Source organism: Tateyamaria sp. (genome assembly GCF_039945315.1).
Taxonomy (GTDB): Bacteria; Pseudomonadota; Alphaproteobacteria; order Rhodobacterales; family Rhodobacteraceae; genus Tateyamaria.
Genome location: NZ_JBDUXB010000061.1, coordinates 1 through 22,345, shown reverse-complemented (window position 1 = coordinate 22,345; position 22,345 = coordinate 1). Strand labels below are relative to the sequence as shown.

The following is a 22,345-nucleotide window of genomic DNA, read 5'->3' as shown; positions in this document are numbered from 1 at the left end:
TGCGTCCTTTGCTTTTTGTGAGTACGGGACCGGGGCCAACCCCGGATCCTGTAGTATTTGGGGCCAAAAGAAGTGTGATCTTTGTAGCTAGGTCAGTCCAGCCTAATGTGCGCGCACAGGCTTACCCCCCAAGGGCCGCGCGAAACAGGTTCGGCCCGCTCATCACCTGAATACCCCCCGACACCGGCAACACCGCGCCCGTCAGGTATGCCCCCCCCATCCCGCACAGGAACTGCACGCAGCCTGCAATGTCTTCGTCCCGGCCCACACGGCCCAACGGTACATCATCACCTACCTTGGCGCGCGTTCCTTCGTCAGCAGTAGCAAAGGCCGTCATTTTGCTGACGAATGGGCCCGGGGCAAGCGCATTGACCGTGATGTGATGCGGTGCCAACTCCTTGGCCATGATCTTGGTCATGTGAAGCACGGCCGCTTTGGACGCTGCATAGGAATACGCACCGTCGCCAAGCGCGGCCTCGCCCATGACAGAACCGACATTGACCACCCGCGCGGGATCTTCGGCAGTGGCGGATTTGATCAGGATGGGCAGCAGAGACTGCGTGAGATGAAACAGCCCCGCCACATTCACATTCATTACCTTTTCCCAAGCGGCATGCGGGAACTGACCCATTGGCGCGCCCCATGTCACACCAGAGTTGTTCATCAGGATGTTGAGCGTATCCGTGCGCGCCTCTACCTCTTTGACAAGGGCTGCGATGCCTTCTTCGGTGCCGACATCGCCTGCAAACCCCTCGACACTGCCGGGCGCATCCATAGCATTCAGCTCTTCGGCGACGGCGACACAGGCGTCCCATTTGCGGCTGGCAATCATAACGCGCGCGCCTGCCATCATCAGGCCAGTTGCCGCCATCCGCCCAATGCCAGAGGCGCCACCGGTTACAAGGGCAACCTTACCTTCTAATGAAAACAATGTGTTGGGGTCCATTTCTCATCTCCTTTTATCGGCTCGCGCCCACGGCTTCTTGCAAGCCTGCCCTTAAAGGCACGTGGAGCGCACCCTTGCCGTTACGTCATATTGTGCGCGCCTTTGGGCTGGCGCAACCGGCGATCAGGGGTATTCTGGCCAGACTTTTGATCGGAGTGAAACTTTGAAACCCCACAATGCGCCCACCCTTTCGGCCTCGCGCCCTCGCAAAAGTTTGCGCAGCGTCCAATGAGCATTGCTGCCGCGCACGAGTATCTGTCCGCTCAATTGGGTCACGAGGTTGGTCTGTCAAACTGGATCTCAGTGGATCAGGCGATGATCGACCAATTTGCTGACAACACCCATGACGACCAGTGGATCCATCTCGATTCAGACCGTGCAGCGCGCGAGACACCCTTTGGCGGCACAATCGCGCACGGCTTTCTGACGCTCAGCCTTGCGAGCCGCTTTGCCTATGACTGTTTCGAGGATCTGCCAGGACAGGTCATGGGAATCAATTATGGTTTTGACAAGCTGAGGTTCCTGTCGCCCGTGCGTCCCGGCAACCGTTTGCGGGGAAGGTTTACCCTGTCGGGCGCTCAGATCCGCAAGCCAACCGAGTTGCTGCGCACGTCAACGCTGTACATCGAAATCGACGGGCAAGACACGCCCGCGCTTGTTGCAGAATGGCTTGGCTTGCTGATCTTTGACCATTGAGTCAAAGGCGACACTGGACAGAACCCCAACATTGCCGCTAACACCATGGCACTACAAAGGTATTTTCCATGTCTGCCATACTTGTCCTCAATGGTCCCAACCTCAACCTTTTGGGGCTGCGCCAGCCCGAAATTTACGGGCATACCACGCTCGCTGATGTTGAGGCGATGTGCGTCGCACATGGCGAAGCGAACGGGCATCACATCACTTGCCGCCAATCCAACCATGAGGGCGCATTGGTGGATGCAATCCATGCAGCGCGCGGTACGTTTGACGGTGTCGTACTGAATGCGGGTGCTTATACTCACACCTCTATCGCATTACACGACGCCATCGCGGGCACCCAGATGCCGGTCGTCGAACTACATCTGTCCAATATCCACGCTCGCGAACCCTTCCGACACAAGAGCATGATTGCGCCGGTGGCGATCGGTATGATTTGCGGCTTTGGCGCGGCGGGTTATACTCTGGCTCTGGACGCATTGCTTGGCCATCTGGGGGGGACGACGTGAAAAGCTTTCTGCACCGCATGTCAAACTGCCAGACCATCGAAGAACTGTGGGAGCTGCACACCCGCAAGATGGATGAGTATGGCTTTGACCGGTTGATCTACGGCTTTACCCGTTATCGGTCCGGCAATTCGCTGGGCGATCCCGAAGACTTTATCATCCTCACCAACCACGACCGGTCCTATGCGGACGTGTTCATGGGTGAACAGCACTATGTCCACGCGCCCATGGTAAACTGGGCCTTGGCAAATGAAGGCGCGTGCAGTTGGGGAATTCTTGGGCAAATGCTTGCCAGCCAGACCATGACCCCAGCCGAGCAGCGCGTGTTGGAGTTTAACCATTCGATGGGCGTGACCGCAGGCTACACCATCAGTTTCAAATCAGTGTCTGCCCGCTCAAAAGGCGCGATTGCGCTGACAGCGCGCAAAGGGATCAGTCAGGCGGAAATCGATGCGGTCTGGGAACAGCACGGTTCAGACATTCACCTGTTGAACAATGTGGCCCATCTCAAGATTCTCACCCTGCCCTACACAGCCCCCAATCGCTCACTCACCAAGCGCCAGCGCGAGGCGCTTGAATGGGTCGGAGACGGCAAAACTATGCAAGATATTGGCATTATTATGGGGCTAACTTCGGCCACGGTCGAAAAACATTTGCGGCTCGCCCGCGAGGCCTTGGCCGTTGAGACAACAGCCCAGGCCGTGCTCAAGGCTGCCTTTGCCAACCAGATGTTCATTCTCGAAGCCTGAACCATGTGGCGTGGACCAGTTCTGCGCTATCTGACCCATCCGCAAGTTGTCATCGCCCCGGACGTTCCTGTGCCCGACTGGGGACTCAGCGAAGTTGGCGCTGCAAGGGTCGCAGCCCTTTGCAGGGCGGTACACAACGGCACATTGGCAGGCACTACATCAGTATTTTCCAGCCCTGAATGCAAAGCGCTTGAAACCGCCCGCCCCTTGGCGGACGAGTTGGGATGCCCGTGCACCGTTTCGCCAGACAGCTATGAAAACAATCGTAGTGCGACAGGATACCTGCCCGGCCCCGAATTTGAAGCGCTGGCGGACGGGTTCTTTGCCCAGCCTGAAACGTCCGTCCGAGGTTGGGAACCGGCGTTGGACGCTCAATCTCGTATCACTGCAGCCGTTTCCGACATTTCAGATGGGGCGCCGATTGGGGACATATTGGTCGTTGGCCACGGCGCAGTCGGCACACTGCTATATTGCGCGCGTGCGGGTCTCCCTATCAGCCGAACGCACGACCAGGGTGCTGGCGGTGGGGGGAACTTCATAACCTATAACCGTGTGACTGGCGTACCTTTGGGTGGTTGGTGCCCAATAGAATCACTCGCTGGCGATTCTGTTGTGGACTAGTGGGATTTGGCTTTCGCGCAAACGAACCAACCTTAAACTCCCCCACTGGTAGAAATTAGCATCAATTCGACACGCAAGAAGGTAACAAAGTCATGAAATTTCGTTCGCCGCAACGTCAAAAGCAATTTTTGACCCTTAGGTAAGGAATCCCAGACTTTGTAAATCGGCCGTTAGAGCGCATTCTACAGAAGTTCCGTGAGTGGTGGCTTTAGCCAGGGAGCAGCGGGAAGGATCCTCTGGGATTTCAGAGGCCCTCATTTCCGACCGGTCTAACCGGACCCGGCTCACCTGCGTATTGATCCGCAGGTGGGTCGGATTATCAAGCGCCTGATGTCTCATCCCCGTGGCTTTCAGGTGCGCAGATAAGGGCGGGGTCTCGTTCCAAAGTGAGACCCCGCCCACCTTCCTGTCATACAACCAAAGCATCAGTAGCCGCGCGAATGCGCGTGCGCATCTCGTCGTCCAGTGCAGAATGGGTTGTGCCCCCCAGAATCTCCAACTGCGCCTTGGGCCAGACTTGCGCCAGCTGCCACGGGCCGCGCAGCGGACAGGACGGATCAAACCTGCTGTGGATCATCTGGCAGGGAATGTGGGCTATGCGGCCCACCTCGCGCTGCAGCGCGTCCTCTGCCAACCACGCCCCGTGCGCGAAATAATGTGTCACGATGCGCGCAAACCCCAGCCGAAACGCGAGATCGGCCATGCGTGATCCCGGATCATGGATCGACCCACCAAAAATACCGGTTTCCCATGCGCACCACGCATCCGCTGCCGCTTGCGCGCGGTCTGGATCGCGCAGGGCTGCGTAATATGCTGCCACCCGTTCGGCAGTGTGGCGCGCATCGGGATCAATCTCAGGCACATGCGCACAGAAGTCCGCATAGGCCTCCGGGAACATCGCGCCGACATCCCCATAAAGCCACTGAAGATCGCGCGCCGCTGTGGTCGCAACGCCGGCCAGCACCATGGCCTTCACCTTCTCGGGGTGCGCTTGCGCGTAAGCCATCGCAAGGGTTGACCCCCACGAGCCACCAAACAGCACCCATGCTTCAACCCCGTAGTGGATGCGCACAGCCTCAATGTCCGCAATTAGATCGGAGGTCGTGTTGTGATCAAGTGCCACTAGCGTTTCCGATGCCAGAGGCCTGCTGCGCCCGCATCCGCGCTGGTCCATCAGCGTGACGCGGTAGCGGTCAAGATCGAAAAGTTCATAATGCCCAGGGCGACATCCCGATCCCGGCCCGCCATGTAGCACAAGCGCGTCCACCCCCTGCCCGGCCTGTTCGATGTGCAGGCGGTGACCGCCGCTGACATCCAGCATGTGATGCGCCCCTATGGCTGTCCCGCTGATCCGTACTCGAGCCATGCCCGATCTTCTGCACTCAGGTGAGCGTCCATCGCCGCGTCATAGGCCGCCAGTTGCGTATCACTCAGCATTCCGACCCATTTGTTGCTGGTCCCGCTGTGAAAGAAGTCGCTGTCCGATTTCATAAACCCTTTGCCTCCCGACGGGGCATAGCGTTCGGCCTGCGCTTTCATATTGTCAAAAGTGGCCGCGGCGATCAGGTCGTCCATAACAGCGTCTGAATGTGAAATGTCGAGCAACGACGCAACACTGGCAAACGTGCCCGGCAGATCACGGCTCATATCCGCATAGTGGAACAGGGTGACGTTTGGGCGCTTTACCAGATCACGGGCCGTTGTATAGTGGTGCAAGATCGTGGCCAGTGGCATCGCATCCAGATCCCACCCCTCTGCCCCGCCATCCAGAAAACGGCGGAACGTGGTGCCGTCCGGATCCTCCTCCGGAAACCAGTGATCGAACCAGTTCATGGGAATATTGCGCACGTGTTTGCGGTAGGAAAAATGGGCATCCAGCGGGTGTCGCAAAACGCACAGGTACTGCGCCTGATCATGAAGCGGCAGCCCATCCATGGGCGTGTGGCTTTTCATAGACCGGCGCTGTGTTTGCGCATCCAGCCGTTCGGCAATCTCATCCATCTCGCGAATACGGATGTCGACCCACGGCATCTTGACGGACAGTTCGGTTTCCATCTCGGGGTCGCCGGATATCAGCAGCGCCACGATGGTCTGCATCCATGTGGTGCCGCATTTTGGGGGCGTGACGACAAATACATCGTCAGGGCGGATGTTGACCTTGTCCCAGCGTCGGTTGTCGGTGAGCGCGCCAAGATAAAGCTTGCGGTCGGTCATAATCTGCATCCCTCAAATAAGGATGACCAGACCACCGCCTCGCTGGCTGCGCAACAAAAAAGGGGCGCATCACTGCGCCCCTCTTTCTTTGAATATGTGGTCAGTCTTACGACTGGCTGACTTTCGCAACTTCTGCGGCAAAGTCTTCCTTTTCCACTTCGATGCCTTCGCCCACTTCCAGACGGGCAAAACCAGTGATGGTTGCGCCTGCTTCTTCGGCGGCCTTGGCCACGGTCAGATCAGGGTTCACCACAAATGATTGGTTCAGCAATGTCACTTCGGACATGTACTTCTTCATCCGGCCGATGATCATCTTTTCGATGACCGCTTCTGGCTTGCCGCTTTCGCGGGCGATGTCCATTTGGACCTGCTTTTCTTTCTCGACGACAGCCGCATCCAGATCTGCTTCGGACAGGGATGCAGGGTTCACAGCCGCAATGTGCATCGCAACTTGCTTGCCAAACGTCTCATCGCCACCGGTCATTGCAACCAGAACGCCGATTTTACCCATGCCATGCGTGGCGGCGTTGTGGACGTAAGACACAACTTTCTCGCCCTCAAGCGACGCCATACGGCGCAGGGCCATGTTTTCGCCAATCGTCGCGATCTTATCGGTGATCAGGGCCTCGACTGTCTTGCCGCCGATATCTGCGGCACGCAGACCATCGACATCGGCCACACCCATTGCGGCATAAGCGACCTTGCCGACCATTTCCTGAAACTCGGCGTTTTTGCCGACAAAGTCGGTTTCCGAGTTCACTTCGATGGCGATACCTTTGCCACCGTCAACGTGTACGGCAACCAGACCCTCGGCGGCGGTGCGCCCGGATTTCTTGGCGGCCTTGGCCAGACCTTTGGTGCGCAGCCAATCAACGGCTTCGTCCATGTTGCCTTCGGTTTCAGTCAACGCCTTCTTGGCGTCCATCATGCCTGCGCCCGTCGAATCGCGCAGTTCTTTGACCATTGCTGCTGTGATTGCCATTTCTTGGCTCTCCTCAAAATAGGAATGTCAGTGCGGCGGTGCCTACACCGCCGCATATGTCAGGTTCGTGACGCGCGGGCCTTAGCTGGCAGCAGGCGTTTCCTCGGCAGGAGCTTCTACAGCCGCTTCCGCGGGTGCTTCTGCAACAACCTCTTCGGCAGGTGCCTCGGCCACAGCTTCTTCCACGGGTGCTTCTTCCATCGCGCCCAGATCAACGCCAGCGGCGCCCATCTGTGCGGTCATACCGTCAAGTGCTGCGCGTGATGCCAGATCGCAGTACAGCGAGATGGCGCGCGCCGCGTCATCGTTACCGGGGATGATGTAGTCTACACCATCTGGCGAGCAGTTAGTGTCAACCACAGCCACAACCGGGATGCCCAGCTTGTTGGCTTCGGCCACGGCCAGCGCTTCTTTTTTCACGTCGATGACAAAGATCAGGTCAGGACGGCCACCCATTTCGCGGATACCGCCAAGCGAAGCCTGAAGTTTGCCCTGGTCACGTTCCATGCCCAGACGCTCTTTCTTGGTCAAACCTTCAAAACCAATCTCGGCCTGCTCGTCGATAGACTTCAGACGCTGGATGGATTTGGAAACGGTCTGCCAGTTGGTGAGCGTGCCACCGAGCCAGCGGTGGTTCATGTAATACTGTGCGCATTTCTCTGCGGCTTCGGCGACAGGCTGTGCCGCCTGACGCTTGGTGCCCACGAACAGAACGCGACCGCCCTTGGCGACGGTGTCGCGGATGGCTTGCAGGGCCTGGTCCAGCATTGGAACAGTCTGCGTCAGGTCCATGATGTGGATGCCGTTGCGTGCGCCGTAGATGAACGGGCCCATGCGGGGGTTCCAGCGCTGTGTCTGGTGACCAAAGTGTACGCCTGCCTCAAGCAGCTGGCGCATGGTGAACTCGGGAAGAGCCATGTGCATTTCCTTTTCCGGTTTTCGCCTTGGCGGGATATCAGTGCGTTTGCACCAACCGGTGGACTTCTGAGGATGTCTCCCCCATCGGCCCGAGCCCCGCCTGCGGATTGAATGCGCGTCGCATAGGCCCATGTGCGCGCGAAGGCAAGGGCTTTTGCTCCGGGATAGTGGAGATGAACTAAATATAACATGAGCGACAATGATAACGGGGATTCACTACCCGGATCGCGACTCGGTACGGCGGCCCGGCGAAAACCGGGCCTGATTTAAGGCAACATTGGGGCACTTTGTAAAACGGCAGTGGGTTTGCAGCATCGCGACAGGAATTAAGATGCTGTTTTTAAATTCAATTTTATAGATTCACACTTTTCGACAGAAATTGCAACGAAGAGGGTTTAGAGCAAATTCTCGCCAAAATTGTATGAGAAAACTCACATCAACGCTGCTTATGGCGGCCACAACGCTGCTGATTGTGAGGTATGAAGTGCTTATTGGACGAATTTTAAAACTAACATCTGCTGCCGTGCTTAGTGTCGGCTTAACGGCGAGCGCTTCAAGCGCCGCGACAATCATCGACTTTACAGGATTTCGTGCGGACCTTGGCTCGACAGAATCATATTTTGTGGAAGGTACTGGCGTGGACGTAACCAGCACTGGCGGTAACATTCACAGAAATTCCAACGGGCTCGGTGTAACCAGCAATCCGGACCGCAATCGGCTCGGCTCCAACGATGGCAATAGTGAAAGTCTGACATTCTCCTTTTCCCGAACTTTAACATTGCTCGGTAGCATTGTATTTGAACATCGTGGCGGCGTAGAATGGTTCGAAATTCTGGATGGTGACTCCAATGTCCTTTCGTCCCAAAGGATCATGGGGGACGGCACTAGCAGCTCGTTGGTGGACGTGTCCGATCTGAATTTGGAAGGCGATACGTTTACGTTTCGCCATCTCTCTGGCAGTGGCATCCGGATTAATCAATTGACTGTGACGAGCGTACCCTTGCCTGCAGCCATGCCAATGGCGCTGCTGGCATTTGGTGGATTGCTAGTGATGGGGCGTCGCCGCAAGAAGGCGTGAGCCGTTCGGCCGAACCGTCAAACTCATTTGCCCACTGAAATAACTCAACCTGTGCACAAAAGGTGCACAGGTTGTATATGCTCCGCGCATCGCATCACCGGAACGTTCAAAACGCCCTTTGCGCGACAGTTTCGTGCATCTTGACGGACTGCGTTAATCAATAAAAAATCTGGCGCGCTGCGAAAATCACACTAATTCGAGGCCACTGCGCACCGCAGCCTCGCAGGCCGCCGCCAATGCCTTGCGGTTGCCTATTGCAGATACCTTGATTGGACCATGGTAGACAACCACGACGCGGCCTTGACGTGATAATGCAAGCGTATGCAGCAAGTGCGGTCCAAACTCCATATCGCCCCACCACCCGTAGGTGCGAGGCTCGCCCCCCTCGGGCGCATGGTATGTCACAGATACCGGCTGGACCGACAACACATCACGCAAACCGTCAGCAAAGAACGCCTCGAACAAGGTCGATTTGAACGGCAACACATGCAAACCATCCGTGCTTGTACCTTCGGGAAAGAACAACAGCCTCTGGCCGGCCATCAGTCGCGTTTGGAACAACTCTGTCTGCGCCCGCGCCTCTTTGCGATCGCGAGCGATGAACACGGTGCCGGTAGCCCGCGCCAGAAACCCAATGCCGGGCCAACCCGCCACTTCGGATTTAGACACAAAGTACACTGGGTTACCTGCATTGAGCGTAAAGATGTCCAGCCAACTGGAATGATTGGCAACAATCGCGCCTGCCCCGCGCATCGGCGTACCCCGCCGTTCATATCCTAACCCCATCCAGACAAGCGACAGCCGGCATACCACCCGTGTAATGTGCGGTGTCCAAGGGCGAAACATCCCGTGGATCGGGCGTTCGATCAGACGCAGCGGCAACAGAATGGCGAGCCCCGTGCCGATGGTCGCCACGATCAACAGCCCACGCAGAAAAACACGCACCCAGCCCAATGTATTGATGGACATGGGCCCCGGTGGCTCATCGCCCTCCCATGTCAAGCTCATGTCGCAACTCCGTAAATGCGCTGCTGGCGTTCAGACATCGCGCCAGTGTCCATGATCAGGCACACATCCGTGGTGTTAAAGCTGTGGTCGATATAGGCCCCCTCTCCCACCACTCCACCTAAACGCAAATAGGCCTTGATCAATGCCGGCATCTGCACCATCGCCGCGCGCCGATCGATCTGGTCGGGGTCAATGAGGTTCATATTGGCGGCATGGGACGCGCGCGCCGTCACCCGTATCGGTTCAGGCGCAAGGTGGCGATGATGAAGCAACGACAAAGGGGCAGCCAAATCGTCAACATCAGTGCCGTGGAACGAAGCCACCCCAAACAGGATGTCGATGTCGTGGTCAGCGACATATTCAGCCAGGCCGTTCCAAAGATGAAACATCGCCCGGCCGCCGCGATAATCCACATGCACACAGGATCGCCCCAGTTCCAGCAATCTGCGTCCTGTCGCCTTTAACGGCGCAAGATCATATTCGTCCTCTGAATAAAAAGATCCTGCCTGCTCGGCCTTCTCGCCACGCAACATGCGGTACACCCCTGCAACCCTTGCATCCGCGGCATCGTCAAACAGGATCAAGTGGTCAAAGAATGGATCAAAACGGTCCCTCTCAAGGCGCTGATCGTGATCGACCAAAGGGCCCCCCCCGCCTAGTTCCTCGACAAATACGTCATAGCGCAATCCCTGCGCCGCGCGCAGATCTTCGTCGGTGCGAGCCAACGCGACGCGAAATTCGGGGTCATGGGCTAATGTCATTGCGCGTTCTCTAGCTGTGCGCGTGCATAAAGGCAAAGCCCTGCACCAATTGCCGCCTTAGGTTGTGTCCTGTTAAGGTTTCAGAAAGGATGTTCAGGCATCAAACACCGGTTCCAGTGCGACATGCGCACCATCGATCACCACTTTCCCGGTCTCTGGGAAATTCACAGTGATCCGACCCGCAATATTGCTTTGGACCTGACCAACGCCCCACTCCGCGAAATCGGGATGGCGCACCAACATGCCAGGAGCCAGAATGGCGTTTAAGTTTTCCATAACCTGCCTTTCACGCGGGGTTTCTGATGGGCCAAAGTAACGTCAACCTTGCTGCACTGATTGGCAGCCGCATCTGTCATGACCTGATATCTCCCATTGGCGCTATCAACAACGGTCTTGAATTGCTTGGTATGTCCGACGGTCGCGCGGGCCCGGAAATCGATCTGATAACGGAAAGCGTCGAGAATGCCAGCGCACGTATCCGGTTTTTCCGCATTGCCTTTGGTGCAGCCTCTGACACGCCGATGGGTCGGTCGGAAGTCATCACCATTCTTCGGGATGTGACGAAGGGTCGGCGACTGACGGTGGCCTATGGACCGATGGATGACCAACCCCGCTGGGCGGTGCGCATGGTGTTCCTTGGGATCCAGTGTCTTGAAAGCAGTATGCCCTACGGAGGTCAGATTGAGGCAAGCTGCGTGTCTGGCCAGTGGACAATCACGGGCCACGCAAGCAAGACCAACATTGATCCTGCCCTTTGGTCAGTTTTGAAAGGCTCGGAGCCTGATGGACTGGCACCCGGGCACGTTCAGTTCGCACTGCTTCCCGCCGTGGCAGATGACGTCAAACGCAAGGTCAATTGCCATCTATCCCAAGACACACTGACCATCTGCTTTTGACAGGTTGCAATAGTGCAAAAACTTCAAGATGATCACGGAATACCTTGATAACGTGTCATTTTAGCTAGGCGCGAACGGTCCCATCACCGCGCACCAGATATTTGAAACTCGTCAATTGCGCCGCCCCAACAGGGCCGCGTGCGTGCATCTTGCCCGTCGCGATCCCGATCTCGGCTCCCATTCCGAATTCACCGCCATCCGCAAATTGGGTTGAAGCATTGTGCATGAGGATTGCACTGTCCAACTCATTCAGGAACCGGCCCGCCGTGTCCGGGTTTTCGGTCAAAATGCAATCGGTGTGATTGGACCCATGGGTACGGATGTGATCAAGGGCCGCGTCCAGATCAGGCACCACTCGGGCGGCGATATCCATATCCAGGTATTCGCGCCCCCAATCCTCCTCCGTTGCGGCCATCACATCCTTGATGGACTGCAAAGCGGTGTCCGCGTGCACCCGCACACCCGCATGGATCAAAGCACTGATCACACCACGCCCGATGCTGTTGGCAACATCAGCATGGATCAGCAAGCATTCTGCAGCGCCGCAAATGCCTGTGCGCCGGGTCTTGGCGTTCAGAACCACTTTCAGCACCTTTTCGGCGTCCGCATCCTTGTCCACGTAGATATGCACGATCCCTTCGAGATGGGCAAAAACCGGCACGCGCGCTTCGCGTTGCACCAGCCCAACCAGCCCCTTGCCACCGCGCGGGACAATCACATCGATCGTATCAGTCATTACCAGCATCTCGCTGACCGCAGCGCGGTCGCGAGTGGGGACAAGCTGAATTGCGTCCTCGGGCAGGTTTGCATCGCGCAAACCCTGCTGCAGGCATGCGTGGATAGCGGATGACGAATGAAAGCCTTCCGACCCGCCTCGTAAGATAACCGCGTTGCCTGCCTTCAGACACAACGCCCCTGCATCGGCAGTCACATTGGGCCGGCTTTCGTAAATCACACCAATCACACCAAGGGGAGTGCGGACCCGCTGAATATTGAGCCCTGTAGGCTGCGTCCAATCGGCGATCACCTCGCCAACAGGATCGGCCTGCTCGGCCACGGCACGAAGACCATCGACGATGCCCTGAATGTGGTCCTCATCCAGACGCAAACGATCCATCATCGCGTCTGACAATCCTTTTTCGCGACCGTATTCCATGTCTTTGGCATTGGCGGCAACGATGTCTGCCCGATTGGCCCAAACTTTGTCCGCCGCACTTATCAGGGCCGCATGTTTGCGTTCAGCACTAGCGGAGGCAAGCACGGTGGCTGCCTGTTTTGCCCGCGCTCCGATGTCTGCCATGAGGCTGGGAATGTCAGCAAAGTCTTTCATAGCGGTTTTCCTTGGAAACAGATTTGCAGGTGTTTTTTAAGCTTTCGGAGGCAGCATTTACAGCCAAAAGGCACGTTAAAGGGCCATATCATCCCGGTGGATCAGTGCAGCCCGCCCCGGATAGCCGAGCAACGTTTCAATCTCATGGCTTTGATGGCCCTTGATGATTTGCGTTTCCTCAGCCGTATAGCGCGTAAGCCCAAGGCCAAGCTGGTGGCCGTCCGGACCAGAAATGGCCACCGGGTCACCACGTCCGAATGCCCCGGACGCCGCTTTAACTCCGGCGGGTAACAGGCTGTTTCCCTTGGAGAGTGCCCGTGCAGCACCAGCATCCAATGTGATGGTGCCGAGCGGCTTCATCGCGGCGATCCAGCGTTTGCGCGCAGCTTGTGGATCCAGTGTGGCTGTGAACCACGTCGCGTTTGCACCGTGTTCCAGCGCACTCAACGGGCGCAAGGCGGCACCATGGCAGATGACCATCGCGCATCCCGCTGCCGTCGCGGTCTTGGCTGCCATTAGCTTGGTCTTCATACCGCCCTTGGACAGTCCAGAACCTGCATCACCCGCCTGCGCCTCGATCTCGGGCGTGATTGTATCGATCACATCATACCGTTTGGCCGACGCGTTTTCGGCCGGGTTGGCTGAATAGAACCCATCCACATCTGAAAGGAGCACCAGTTGATCCGCCCCGATCGTGGCCGCGATCTGGGCCGCAAGGCGATCATTGTCACCAAAGCGGATTTCATCGGTCGCCACAGTGTCGTTTTCATTCACGATGGGCAGCGCACCAAGTGACATCAGCTGTTCCAGCGTCGCGCGCGAGTTGAGATAACGGCGTCTGTCCCGGCTATCTTCCAGCGTCACCAGCACTTGCGCAGTGGTGATACCGTGGGGTGCCAATGCCTCTTCGTAAGCGCGAGCCAGGCGGATTTGTCCCACCGCGGCAGCGGCCTGCGATTGCTCAAGTGCGAGATCCGTACCCGGAAGGCCTAAGGCTCCACGCCCCAACGCAATCGACCCTGAGGAGACGAGCACCACCTGCGTTCCAGCCGATTTGAGCCACGCAACGTCTTGCGCAAGGCCCTGCAACCAGTCCTTGCGCAATGCGCCAGTGGCCCGGTCTACCAACAGAGCCGAGCCGATTTTGATCACCAGCCGCTTGGCGTTGCTTAGGGATGCCATGGCTCGGCCTCGGGCGCGGGGCGGTGGCGGATGCGGTCATCATCAATTTGGGCACGCAAACTGCGCAGTACTTCAGTCACACCCTCCCGGGCGACGCTCGACATCAGGCTCACGCTTCCGCGTGACGCTTTTTCCAATTCTTTCAGCGCGCTTGCACGTTCTTCTTCATCTAGAGCGTCGACCTTATTCAGGACGGTGATACGCGGCTTGTCCACCAAATCTCCGCCATAAGCTTCCAGTTCCGTGATGATGGTTTGGTAGTCCTCGGCAATGGTTTCAGATGTACCGTCGATCAAGTGCAACAGCACGGCGCAGCGTTCGACATGTCCAAGGAACAGATCACCAAGGCCACGCCCTTCGGATGCGCCTTCGATCAGGCCAGGAATATCGGCAACCACGAATTCGACATTGTCCACGCCCACAACGCCCAAATTTGGGTGCAGCGTGGTGAACGGGTAATCTGCGATTTTGGGGCGCGCATTCGATGTGGTGGCCAGAAAGGTCGATTTTCCCGCATTCGGCAGGCCCAAAAGGCCGACATCGGCGATAAGCTTCAAGCGCAGCCACAGCGTACGCTCAACCCCATCTTGCCCCGGGTTGGCGCGACGCGGCGCCTGATTGGTGGCGGATTTGAAGTGCAGGTTGCCCCAGCCTCCGTTGCCACCTCTGGCCAGTTCTACGCGCTGGCCCAGTTCGGTCATGTCTGCGATCACCGTTTCCTGATCCTCGTCAAGGATCTCGGTGCCCACCGGTACGCGCAACACAATGTCATCGCCGTCTTTGCCGGTGCGTTGACGGCCCATGCCACCCTGCCCGTTCTTGGCGAAAAAGTGCTGCTGGTAACGGAAATCGATTAGCGTGTTCAGTCCGTCAACCGCTTCGGCCCAGACTGAACCACCGCCACCACCGTCGCCGCCATCCGGGCCACCATATTCGATGTACTTTTCCCGCCGGAACGAGATGCATCCGTTGCCGCCCGCCCCGGAGCGGATGTAAACCTTGCAGAGATCGAGGAACTTCATGTGGCGGTCCTAATACAGGTGGGCGGTGAAAGGAATAGGCGTTGCGAGCACCCTCCAGCCTGCCGGCCTCTTCCAAGGGATTTCAAACAGACAAAGCGCGCGCCCGCCGGTTGGGTCAGAATTTATGACTGTATGTCCATGTTGGCACCGTTTTGTCGCGCGCCACGCAAAAGCTTTCGGCATCTCCGAGATACTTGAACCCGCAATGGGTCAACACCCGGGCCGAGGCCGGATTGTCCTGAAAAACGCTCGCAAACATCGCGGCATTCTGCATTGGGTTTTCGTTTACCAAAGCTTGCACCGCATCAGAGGCTAGCCCGGTGTTCCAGAACGGTGGTGCCACCCAATAGGCAACTTCGGACTGTTCGCGGTCCATGCGCTCAAGTGAGATCAGACCCATCACTTCGGAGCCTCCGGACTTGAGCCCATCCATGGCCCAGATGTCTTCATCACGTTGATCGGCCATAGCACGCGTCACAAAGGCCTCGGTCATGCCGGGGGGAACAGGATGTGGGATCGACGTAGTCATTTGAGCGACGCGCGCGTCAGACCAATACATCTCGATCAGACCCATGTCGGACTTGCGCAACGGGCGCAGCACAAAACGCTCTGTCTCAATTGGGGCCAAAGTCACAATTTTTTCCATCTCCATCGTCAAGTTCCTCCTCCGAACAAAACAAACAGGACCGACGCAACGGTCAGACCTGCGAGGGTGTACATTAGATAGGGTTCCGCCCGCGTGCCCGAAAGGCTGCGTGCAATGCGGTCACCGGCAAGTGTCCACATGGGATGCAACACCACTTGCGTGCCCAGCAAGATCGCCGCAATTGTCGCCGTGGCGATCAACGGATCGGTGCCGGGCGTCACAAACCCGGTAAAGCCTGCGACAATCATTGCCCATGCCTTGGGGTTCAGCGGATGAACGATCAGCCCGGCCGCAAAACCGGGCGCTGTCGCACTCGGATCACCCGTCCCAAGGCGCAGGTTCGCCACTTTCCATGCCAACCAGATGATATAGGCGGCAGAGACCCATTTGAGCGTTTCAAACACCCAAGGGGCCCGATCCGCCAGTTGCATCAATCCAAAACCGACGGGCCAGATCACAAGCTGTTTGCCGAGCGCGACACCGGCCACAAACGGCAATGCTGCGCGAAAGCCATAGCGTGCGCCAGTGGCCAGCAACGCCATGTTCGCCGGTCCCGGCGTGCCAACCTGAGAGGCCGCAAACACCGCAAAAGAGGTGGCTGCGACACTCATCTTTTCAGGTCCTGCGCCAAGAGGCCAAGAATCAGGTCATCGTGCCATTTTCCAGCAATCAACGCGGCTTCGCGTTCGCGCCCTTCGACAACAAAACCGACCTTTTCGTAGGCTGCAATCGCGCGCTCATTGAAATCGAGCACCCGACAGCCCAGCCGGTGCAGCCCCATCGTGTCAAAGGCATGCGCCGCCAACAGCTGCATCGCCTCAGTACCGATGCCTTTGCCAAGCGCATCCGGATCCACAATTCCGATCGCAATTTGTGCGCGCTTGTCGGAATAGTTGATGGTGTGAAGGCGCACGCCACCGGCCAGCGCGCCGCCCGCCTCGATGATCCATGCGTACGCGTCGTCGATATGGGATTGGACCCAAGCCTCAGCGGCCTCTGGGGTGATATCACGTACTGCGGCTGGGTCGGCCCCAAACATCGCCTGAATCTCGGGAGTGTTGCCAAGTGCAAAGCGAGCAGTCACATCCAAAGGGGTGGCATCACGCAAGATGACGCGTTCTCCTTGCAACGTGAGTTTTTCGACCGAGTTCATGCGCTACTCTCCCACTTATCGCGCGATAGGATCACACGGTTGATGGTCACGTTCGCCTTACGCGACAAACACGGAGTTTCTTTGGATCCGTTGGAAACAAAACCGATCTTTTTCAGTACATTTCGAGACGCTTCGTTCCCGGCGATGTATCCTGAATCGATTGGTGCATCGCTGTGCGCAAAGTGCGCATTCACAACCGCACGGGCCGCCTCGGTAGCGTAACCCCGCCCCCAATGCTTGGCCCCATACCAATACCCCAAATCACCCATGATCGACACACAGCCAACCACCTCATCCGCACGGCACACTGCATAGACCATAGCCTCACTCGCAACCTTGTCGAAAAACGCCAACGTATCGGCTTCTCCGTAAGGGTGCGGCACACGGGTCAGCCATTGGCTAACGGCAAATTCGCCGATCTGTTCCGCCAAAGCCACCGCATCCGATGCGCGATACGGGCGCAGCAGCAGACGTTCGGTTTCAAGTGTTCTGGTCATTAGACCATCCTCGCTGTTGGCAGGAGGGGCGGAAACGGAAAAGGGACCGGCGTTTCCGCCGATCCCTGGAATTTTGTCAAAACCCGTAAGGTGCGGCTTATTCAGCGGCCTCCGCGACCGGGAGAACCGAAATGAACGTGCGGTTTTTAAGGCCTTTGTGGAAGGTCACGGACCCGTCCACGGTTGCAAAGATCGTGTGATCCTTGCCCATGCCTACGCCTTCGGCTGGCCAAAACTTGGTGCCGCGCTGACGCACGATGATGTTGCCAGGGATCACAGCTTCGCCGCCATATTTCTTTACGCCAAGACGACGACCTGCGGAGTCGCGACCGTTACGGGATGAGCCGCCTGCTTTTTTATGTGCCATTGGTGTCTCTCCTTAGCCTTTTGCCATTTCAGCAGCCTGAGCGATCCAGCCTTCACGCTCGATCCGGCCTTTGAACGACAGTTTCTCGTCTATAGCAGCAACGTCCTCAGGGGTCCATGCTGCGATCTGCGCGAAGGTGGTCACACCAGTTGCGTGCAGTTTTTTCTCAAGTGCGGGGCCGACGCCGGACAGCTGCTTGAGGTCGTCGCCATCGCTGGCTGCGGCCTTGGCAGGCGCTGCCTTCTTAGCTTCAGCCTTAGGTTCCGCTTTGGCTTTCGGAGCCGCTTCGGCCTTCGGCGCTGCCTTAGGCGCTTTGGCTTTCTTGGCAGGCTTTGCCTCTTCAGCAGCGGCTTTAACAAAACCGGCGCCATTTTCGGCAGCCATGATACCGGAGGCCGCAGCGCCCGATGCCAGAATGTCTGTCACACGCACCAGCGTCAGTTGCTGGCGGTGGCCCTTGGTCCGCTTGGAAGAGTGCTTCCGGCGGCGCTTGACGAAGTTGATCGTCTTTGGGCCTTTGATCTGTTCGATGACTTCAGCTTGTACGCCTGCATCAGCAACAACGGGCGAACCAACCTGTGGCTTGTCACCACCGATCATTAGCACTTCGTTGAATTGGACTTTGTCACCTGCGTTTGCGGCCAGTTTTTCAACGCGGAGCGTATCGCCCGATTGAACTTTGTACTGTTTGCCGCCGGTTTTGAGAACCGCGAACATGGTCGTCTTCCTTTGTCTGCCGCGTCCTGTGGCCCCGGTTGCCCGGTGTTTGTGCACCCCTTGTTGGGGTTCGCCTCGAACAGCGCGCCCGTGTGGGGCGTCATGTAAATAAAAAGCAGCCCGCGTTATGCAGGCTGGTAGACGGGCTTATGTGCCCATCAGCCCATCAAGTCAAGAGGGGTTTCTTGGCCCTTCAAAGATCGTTTTGAGGCAAAAGGCGCCCTGCCGCTTGACCAAGACCAAACGACAGAGTGGCATAGCTGTTTGCGAATGCTTCGAACAGCACGTCATCAAGCGCCATGGCGACTTCGGTGTCCCAAAATGCGGTATAGATGGCCACGTCATCCTCGCTCAGTGGGGATTGCGCCAGTGCGTAGTATCCCCGCAACCAGCGTTCCGTTTCGGCCTGCATCAAGGCGCGTTGTTCCTCTGTTTCTGGGGGCGGCACGATTTGGGGAGATGTTTCCGCAATCCCGGCAAAGAATGCTGTCTGCGCTGTCATGGCCGCATCTGTGTTGCGCTCGACCAGATCTCGGACCTCCAGAAACTCGGTGATCGTAGTGCTGTTTGCCGATGGAGCAGTTTTGGCCGCGGCCTCAAGCTTAGGGTTCAACATCGCCTGACGGGCCTGCACCTCTAAATCGATGATCTGCACACCAACGTCACTTTCAAAGAACAAAAGTGCTTGTGCGGCCAACTGCTCATCCAGGTTTTCTGCGAAGGCGCCGCGTATTTCTTCCTCTAAACGCGCGGGGTCATAGAGACGACGCACCGTCTCAGCCCAGACATTGCCGCCCTGCCCGTTCAGGATGCCTTTATCGACGGCCGTGCCGTTTTCGATCCCGTCAGCGGAAAAGGCCGAGATCAGCGCCGGGATGCCCATCGCATCCACAAGCTGGTCGGTTTGCGGACTGGCCAGTGCAGCACCGGCGCTCAAAAACAGCGCAGTTAAGGCAGCGCGCAGGCCCATCACAGTTCCTGACTGGGCTGTAGTCGCTGCATGGCAACTGCCAGTGCCTCGAACCGGTTTGCCATAACCTCGTATTGCACAGCGTTCATCAGATCATAGACCTTGCGCATCTTGGGGTTCTCCAGCGCTTCGGCGTATTCCAGTACCTCTGCGTCCGAAAACGCCTGATAAGTGTAAGCCGACCCGATCAAGGCGTTTGCCTCAATCTCGGCTTTCATCGCGTCCTCATCTGTCTCAAGCAGTGCACGCAGATCCGGCTCCTCGAGCTGTAACTCGATCACTCCAGCGCCAGCCGCAGCCATCAGAAAACGCACCTGCACCTCCTGAATGGCACGCACCGCCGTACCTGCACTGTCCGAGGCGGCGTTCATCCGCTCCAAGTAGTCCAACCGAGTACTGTCGATCCGGGCCAGCCCTGCGATGATGGCCTCGCCACTTTCGTCCTTCAACTCCCCCTCTTCACTCATATGCGAGGAATTCTCGGCCACAACCAAGCGCTGTCCCAGATCGGTGGCGTAAAAGTCTGCCGCATGGGTCAGAAGATCATCCTCCAGCGTCTTTTCCAACAGATCGAGGGCGAGATCATGCATAACATCGGTTGCAAAGACTTCTGTAGTCAGGCGGGTCCATTCCGTGCCGAACGCTTCTGCTTCGAGGCCCAGCATATCGGGCGCGGAACTTGCCGACAGGCGAATGCTCTCAAGTGCGACATCAAAGCCGGTGACTTCCAGAAACTCCTCAAGCTTGCCCCGGTCAGCGGCCAGCGCCAACCCCGGCATCATGACCAAAACACTCAGCGTGAGTGCAAAAAAGCGAACTGCGCGCATCTCTTTCTTTCCCCTATCTGGACGGACCATGCAGGTCCTGCCTTTATTATTGCGTGTAAGGGTATGCGTTTTAGCCTCCGCGTCCACCAAATTTACCGTGTGGTCATTTGCATGCGAAAAGTGCCTTGCTCTCGGCGCACTGAGCCTCTAATTGGGCGCACCAGACCCCCGCGGAGAGGTGCCGGAGTGGTCGAACGGGGCGGTCTCGAAAACCGTTGTGGGTGCAAGCCCACCCAGGGTTCGAATCCCTGTCTCTCCGCCAATATACTACATTGCCTTTATTTTCATATATACTTAGGTTTCAGAGCATACCTTGGAGTATATTTTGGAGTATATCGGATGTCACTGAGTTCACATTATCCAGCCACAACACTCACCGAGAACAAAGAGAAATGGTACGTTTTCTGTACAATTCCTGAAGAGTTACGCTCTGAATTTGGTGGACGCAAACAGATCAAACGTAGCACCGGGACAAGTGACAAAGCTGAAGCGTCAAGACGACAACATTCCATTGCATCTGACATCTACGCTGAGTTCGACAGCAAGAAGCCAAACCCTGTTGATGATCTGTCCAACCTGATCCCATTCCCTGACCACGTAGTTGAGAAGATTGTTGGGCAAGTTGAAGACACAGGACAGCCAGTGACCCTCAGTTCAGACGTTATCGAAATCCTGCGTAAGGTCGCTGAAGCTCAGAGAGTGTCCGTTGATCGTGATACCCCACCAGAGAGGCCACAGAAGGCCAGAGAGGCCCTTACGATCATTGCTGGCATGACAGGAGGCAAGCGTGTCTCTGATGCTGTAACGGAATATTTCGACACCAAGCCATACGACAAATTCAAGACTGAAGGTGACGCCAGAAGGTCAGTGTCTCAATTCCAAGAGTTCACGAAGGACACCCCACTGTCTGAAATTACAATGCTCTTGGGGCACCAATGGACACGACACCTCTCGGATGATGGGACAGCTAGAAAGACGATAGCCAAGAAATTGGGATACGTTCGGCAATTACTAGAGTTCTGTGTCCGTACTGGAGCCATCCCGAACAATCCCCTTATCGGATTGAAAATTGATCCGAGACTTGGGACAGCAAAGAAACACTACATCCCCTTCACTGAAGACGAACTAGTTGAGATATTCAAACTTAAGATGCCTGACCACTTGAAGACACTACTATCAATTCTTGTCACTACTGGTATGAGGTTGGACGAAGCTGCACTATTAGACTGGGACAACATCAAGAAGGATCACTTCGACCTGACTACTAGTATCGTCAAGACTAAAGGCTCTGCCCGTAAGGTCCCTATCCCTAAGACTATCGAACACCTTTTTACCAAGCGTAGTAGTGGCCAGCTGTTCCCTGAATTCAAGAGAGACAAAGATGGTAAGGCACAATCCCCTGCCTCTAAAGCTCTGATGAAACAGATCAGGAAAGTGACAGACGACAAACAAAAAGTAGTTCACTCACTACGTGGCAATCTCAAAGACCTGTTGCGTGATGCTGGAGTAACTGAAGAGGTGAATAATTTTATCACTGGTCACGGATCAGGTGATGTCGCTGGTACGTATGGCTCTGGACCTAGCCTTGAGGTGAGACGGGAAGCGTTAGACAGTGTTGAGCATCCATGGCTAACCTGATTGCCTATCCAAAAGTATAGCCGACCTAGCCTTAAGATCGCTTTTGGTAATCGGGAAAGTTACGTATCGTTTGCCCGTGTGTGAGGGTTTTTGTTACTGTTCCCCAGATAGCAAAATCAACTGGCTGTTGGTGTCTTCACACACACATTCCCCTCTCTGAGTGATTCCACGAATAACAGGTGTCCTGATTGATTTTCCTGAATAGCTGCATGGCTAACCTGATTTCCTATCCAAAAGATACTCGACCCCTACTTTAGGTTGCTTGAAGCATTTTCAAACCGTGCATACGATTGATTGTGTGAGGGTGAAGGTAACGAGTACGGCACCAATTTTCCCTCCAAGGATTTTCGTTCCTGAAGAATTCCGAGTAGCTCTCACACCCCCATTCCCCTCTTTGAGAACATACACCGGCGCCACTGACGTAACTCAAAAGTTACATAAGATGTTTTGGTGTGTGAGGGTGTTGGCTACCTTGTCTGAGGTGCCCCTAGTTTCCTAGACGCCTGCCTCGTTCATCTTCTTCTGTTTGATTTCATAGTTAACCGGCGACAGCATACCGTTGTTGGTGTGCTTGCGTGTCGGGTTGTAGAACATCTCGATGTATTCGAACACGTCCCG

Annotated in this window: 27 protein-coding genes and 1 tRNA gene; 8 read left to right on the top strand and 20 right to left on the bottom strand. The window is 56.6% G+C overall.

From position 1 onward, the window contains the following. Positions 1 to 121: 121 nt before the first annotated feature. A complete protein-coding gene (locus ABJD00_RS20230; RefSeq protein WP_413830542.1) occupies positions 122 to 946 on the bottom strand; it encodes an SDR family NAD(P)-dependent oxidoreductase in 825 nt (274 codons plus the stop codon). Positions 947 to 1,174: 228 nt separating this feature from the next. On the opposite strand from ABJD00_RS20230, the gene ABJD00_RS20225 reads away from it, so the two are divergent. The 4 genes from ABJD00_RS20225 to ABJD00_RS20210 all read left to right on the top strand — a co-directional run bounded on the left by ABJD00_RS20225 (position 1,175) and on the right by ABJD00_RS20210 (position 3,521). Further along, positions 1,175 to 1,642 (top strand): MaoC family dehydratase, encoded by a 468-nt coding sequence (locus tag ABJD00_RS20225; RefSeq protein WP_413830540.1) that lies wholly within the window; start codon positions 1,175 to 1,177, stop codon positions 1,640 to 1,642. 68 nt (positions 1,643 to 1,710) lie between these two features. Beyond that, complete coding sequence (gene aroQ, locus ABJD00_RS20220; RefSeq protein ID WP_413830538.1) at positions 1,711 to 2,154, top strand: type II 3-dehydroquinate dehydratase; 444 nt, start codon at positions 1,711 to 1,713, stop codon at positions 2,152 to 2,154. 17 nt (positions 2,155 to 2,171) lie between these two features. After that, positions 2,172 to 2,900 carry a LuxR family transcriptional regulator gene (locus ABJD00_RS20215; RefSeq protein WP_413830634.1) on the top strand — a complete coding sequence of 243 codons (729 nt, stop codon included), beginning with the start codon at positions 2,172 to 2,174 and terminating at the stop codon, positions 2,898 to 2,900. Between the two features lie 3 nt (positions 2,901 to 2,903). Further along, complete coding sequence (locus ABJD00_RS20210; protein WP_413830536.1) at positions 2,904 to 3,521, top strand: histidine phosphatase family protein; 618 nt, start codon at positions 2,904 to 2,906, stop codon at positions 3,519 to 3,521. A 409-nt stretch (positions 3,522 to 3,930) separates the two neighbouring features. Here ABJD00_RS20210 and pip read toward each other — a convergent pair whose 3' ends face one another. The 4 genes from pip to rpsB all read right to left on the bottom strand — a co-directional run bounded on the left by pip (position 3,931) and on the right by rpsB (position 7,635). Continuing rightward, positions 3,931 to 4,887 (bottom strand): prolyl aminopeptidase, encoded by a 957-nt coding sequence (gene pip, locus ABJD00_RS20205; RefSeq protein ID WP_413830534.1) that lies wholly within the window; start codon positions 4,885 to 4,887, stop codon positions 3,931 to 3,933. Further along, positions 4,854 to 5,735 carry a sulfotransferase domain-containing protein gene (locus ABJD00_RS20200; RefSeq protein WP_413830532.1) on the bottom strand — a complete coding sequence of 294 codons (882 nt, stop codon included), beginning with the start codon at positions 5,733 to 5,735 and terminating at the stop codon, positions 4,854 to 4,856. The genes pip and ABJD00_RS20200 overlap by 34 nt, the downstream gene beginning before the upstream one ends. Positions 5,736 to 5,841: 106 nt before the next feature. Next, the gene (tsf, locus tag ABJD00_RS20195; RefSeq protein WP_413830530.1) at positions 5,842 to 6,717 is read right to left on the bottom strand and encodes a translation elongation factor Ts; all 876 of its coding nucleotides are present in this window, start codon (positions 6,715 to 6,717) and stop codon (positions 5,842 to 5,844) included. Between the two features lie 81 nt (positions 6,718 to 6,798). Continuing rightward, positions 6,799 to 7,635, bottom strand: coding sequence for a 30S ribosomal protein S2 (rpsB, locus tag ABJD00_RS20190; protein WP_413830528.1), 837 nt, complete (start codon positions 7,633 to 7,635; stop codon positions 6,799 to 6,801). Positions 7,636 to 8,056: 421 nt separating this feature from the next. Between rpsB and ABJD00_RS20185 the strand changes: the two genes are divergently transcribed. Next, positions 8,057 to 8,713 (top strand): VPLPA-CTERM sorting domain-containing protein, encoded by a 657-nt coding sequence (locus ABJD00_RS20185; protein WP_413830526.1) that lies wholly within the window; start codon positions 8,057 to 8,059, stop codon positions 8,711 to 8,713. Between the two features lie 186 nt (positions 8,714 to 8,899). Here ABJD00_RS20185 and ABJD00_RS20180 read toward each other — a convergent pair whose 3' ends face one another. The 3 genes from ABJD00_RS20180 to ABJD00_RS20170 all read right to left on the bottom strand — a co-directional run bounded on the left by ABJD00_RS20180 (position 8,900) and on the right by ABJD00_RS20170 (position 10,758). Beyond that, entirely contained in the window at positions 8,900 to 9,721 is an 822-nt protein-coding gene (locus tag ABJD00_RS20180; protein ID WP_413830524.1) for a lysophospholipid acyltransferase family protein, read from the bottom strand. Further along, a complete protein-coding gene (locus tag ABJD00_RS20175; protein ID WP_413830522.1) occupies positions 9,718 to 10,482 on the bottom strand; it encodes a GNAT family N-acetyltransferase in 765 nt (254 codons plus the stop codon). Before ABJD00_RS20175 ends, ABJD00_RS20180 begins: the two co-directional genes overlap by 4 nt. 93 nt (positions 10,483 to 10,575) lie before the next feature. Next, positions 10,576 to 10,758, bottom strand: a complete 183-nt coding sequence (locus ABJD00_RS20170; protein WP_413830520.1) for a DUF3553 domain-containing protein — start codon at positions 10,756 to 10,758, stop codon at positions 10,576 to 10,578. 26 nt (positions 10,759 to 10,784) lie between these two features. Between ABJD00_RS20170 and ABJD00_RS20165 the strand changes: the two genes are divergently transcribed. After that, entirely contained in the window at positions 10,785 to 11,378 is a 594-nt protein-coding gene (locus ABJD00_RS20165; protein WP_413830518.1) for a histidine phosphotransferase family protein, read from the top strand. Positions 11,379 to 11,442: 64 nt separating this feature from the next. Here ABJD00_RS20165 and ABJD00_RS20160 read toward each other — a convergent pair whose 3' ends face one another. From ABJD00_RS20160 to ABJD00_RS20110, 11 genes are all read right to left on the bottom strand, one after another. Beyond that, a complete protein-coding gene (locus ABJD00_RS20160; protein ID WP_413830516.1) occupies positions 11,443 to 12,708 on the bottom strand; it encodes a glutamate-5-semialdehyde dehydrogenase in 1,266 nt (421 codons plus the stop codon). 75 nt (positions 12,709 to 12,783) lie between these two features. Continuing rightward, positions 12,784 to 13,890 (bottom strand): glutamate 5-kinase, encoded by a 1,107-nt coding sequence (gene proB / locus ABJD00_RS20155; RefSeq protein ID WP_413830514.1) that lies wholly within the window; start codon positions 13,888 to 13,890, stop codon positions 12,784 to 12,786. Further along, positions 13,878 to 14,912, bottom strand: a complete 1,035-nt coding sequence (obgE, locus tag ABJD00_RS20150) for a GTPase ObgE (protein WP_413830512.1) — start codon at positions 14,910 to 14,912, stop codon at positions 13,878 to 13,880. The genes proB and obgE overlap by 13 nt, the downstream gene beginning before the upstream one ends. A gap of 115 nt (positions 14,913 to 15,027) precedes the next feature. Beyond that, a complete protein-coding gene (locus ABJD00_RS20145) occupies positions 15,028 to 15,564 on the bottom strand; it encodes a GNAT family N-acetyltransferase (protein ID WP_413830510.1) in 537 nt (178 codons plus the stop codon). A 2-nt stretch (positions 15,565 to 15,566) separates the two neighbouring features. Continuing rightward, complete coding sequence (locus ABJD00_RS20140) at positions 15,567 to 16,169, bottom strand: LysE family translocator (RefSeq protein WP_108837935.1); 603 nt, start codon at positions 16,167 to 16,169, stop codon at positions 15,567 to 15,569. Continuing rightward, positions 16,166 to 16,711 (bottom strand): GNAT family N-acetyltransferase, encoded by a 546-nt coding sequence (locus tag ABJD00_RS20135; RefSeq protein ID WP_413830507.1) that lies wholly within the window; start codon positions 16,709 to 16,711, stop codon positions 16,166 to 16,168. The genes ABJD00_RS20140 and ABJD00_RS20135 overlap by 4 nt, the downstream gene beginning before the upstream one ends. Then, positions 16,708 to 17,208: a GNAT family N-acetyltransferase gene (locus tag ABJD00_RS20130; protein ID WP_413830505.1), complete on the bottom strand. Its 501-nt coding sequence runs from the start codon at positions 17,206 to 17,208 to the stop codon at positions 16,708 to 16,710. Before ABJD00_RS20130 ends, ABJD00_RS20135 begins: the two co-directional genes overlap by 4 nt. A gap of 97 nt (positions 17,209 to 17,305) precedes the next feature. After that, positions 17,306 to 17,575 (bottom strand): 50S ribosomal protein L27, encoded by a 270-nt coding sequence (rpmA, locus tag ABJD00_RS20125; protein WP_025046312.1) that lies wholly within the window; start codon positions 17,573 to 17,575, stop codon positions 17,306 to 17,308. 12 nt (positions 17,576 to 17,587) lie between these two features. Next, the gene (locus tag ABJD00_RS20120; RefSeq protein ID WP_413830503.1) at positions 17,588 to 18,292 is read right to left on the bottom strand and encodes a 50S ribosomal protein L21; all 705 of its coding nucleotides are present in this window, start codon (positions 18,290 to 18,292) and stop codon (positions 17,588 to 17,590) included. Positions 18,293 to 18,485: 193 nt separating this feature from the next. Continuing rightward, positions 18,486 to 19,262 carry a DUF2059 domain-containing protein gene (locus ABJD00_RS20115; RefSeq protein ID WP_413830501.1) on the bottom strand — a complete coding sequence of 259 codons (777 nt, stop codon included), beginning with the start codon at positions 19,260 to 19,262 and terminating at the stop codon, positions 18,486 to 18,488. Next, positions 19,262 to 20,119, bottom strand: a complete 858-nt coding sequence (locus ABJD00_RS20110; protein ID WP_413830499.1) for a DUF2059 domain-containing protein — start codon at positions 20,117 to 20,119, stop codon at positions 19,262 to 19,264. The genes ABJD00_RS20115 and ABJD00_RS20110 overlap by 1 nt, the downstream gene beginning before the upstream one ends. Before the next feature lie 142 nt (positions 20,120 to 20,261). Here ABJD00_RS20110 and ABJD00_RS20105 point away from each other — a divergent pair. Next, positions 20,262 to 20,351 (top strand) — tRNA-Ser (locus ABJD00_RS20105). 77 nt (positions 20,352 to 20,428) lie between these two features. Beyond that, positions 20,429 to 21,727, top strand: a complete 1,299-nt coding sequence (locus tag ABJD00_RS20100) for a DUF6538 domain-containing protein (RefSeq protein WP_413830497.1) — start codon at positions 20,429 to 20,431, stop codon at positions 21,725 to 21,727. Between the two features lie 495 nt (positions 21,728 to 22,222). Here ABJD00_RS20100 and ABJD00_RS20095 read toward each other — a convergent pair. Beyond that, positions 22,223 to 22,345 (bottom strand): IS3 family transposase (locus tag ABJD00_RS20095; protein ID WP_413830632.1); only part of this gene is annotated, 123 nt, incomplete at its 5' end.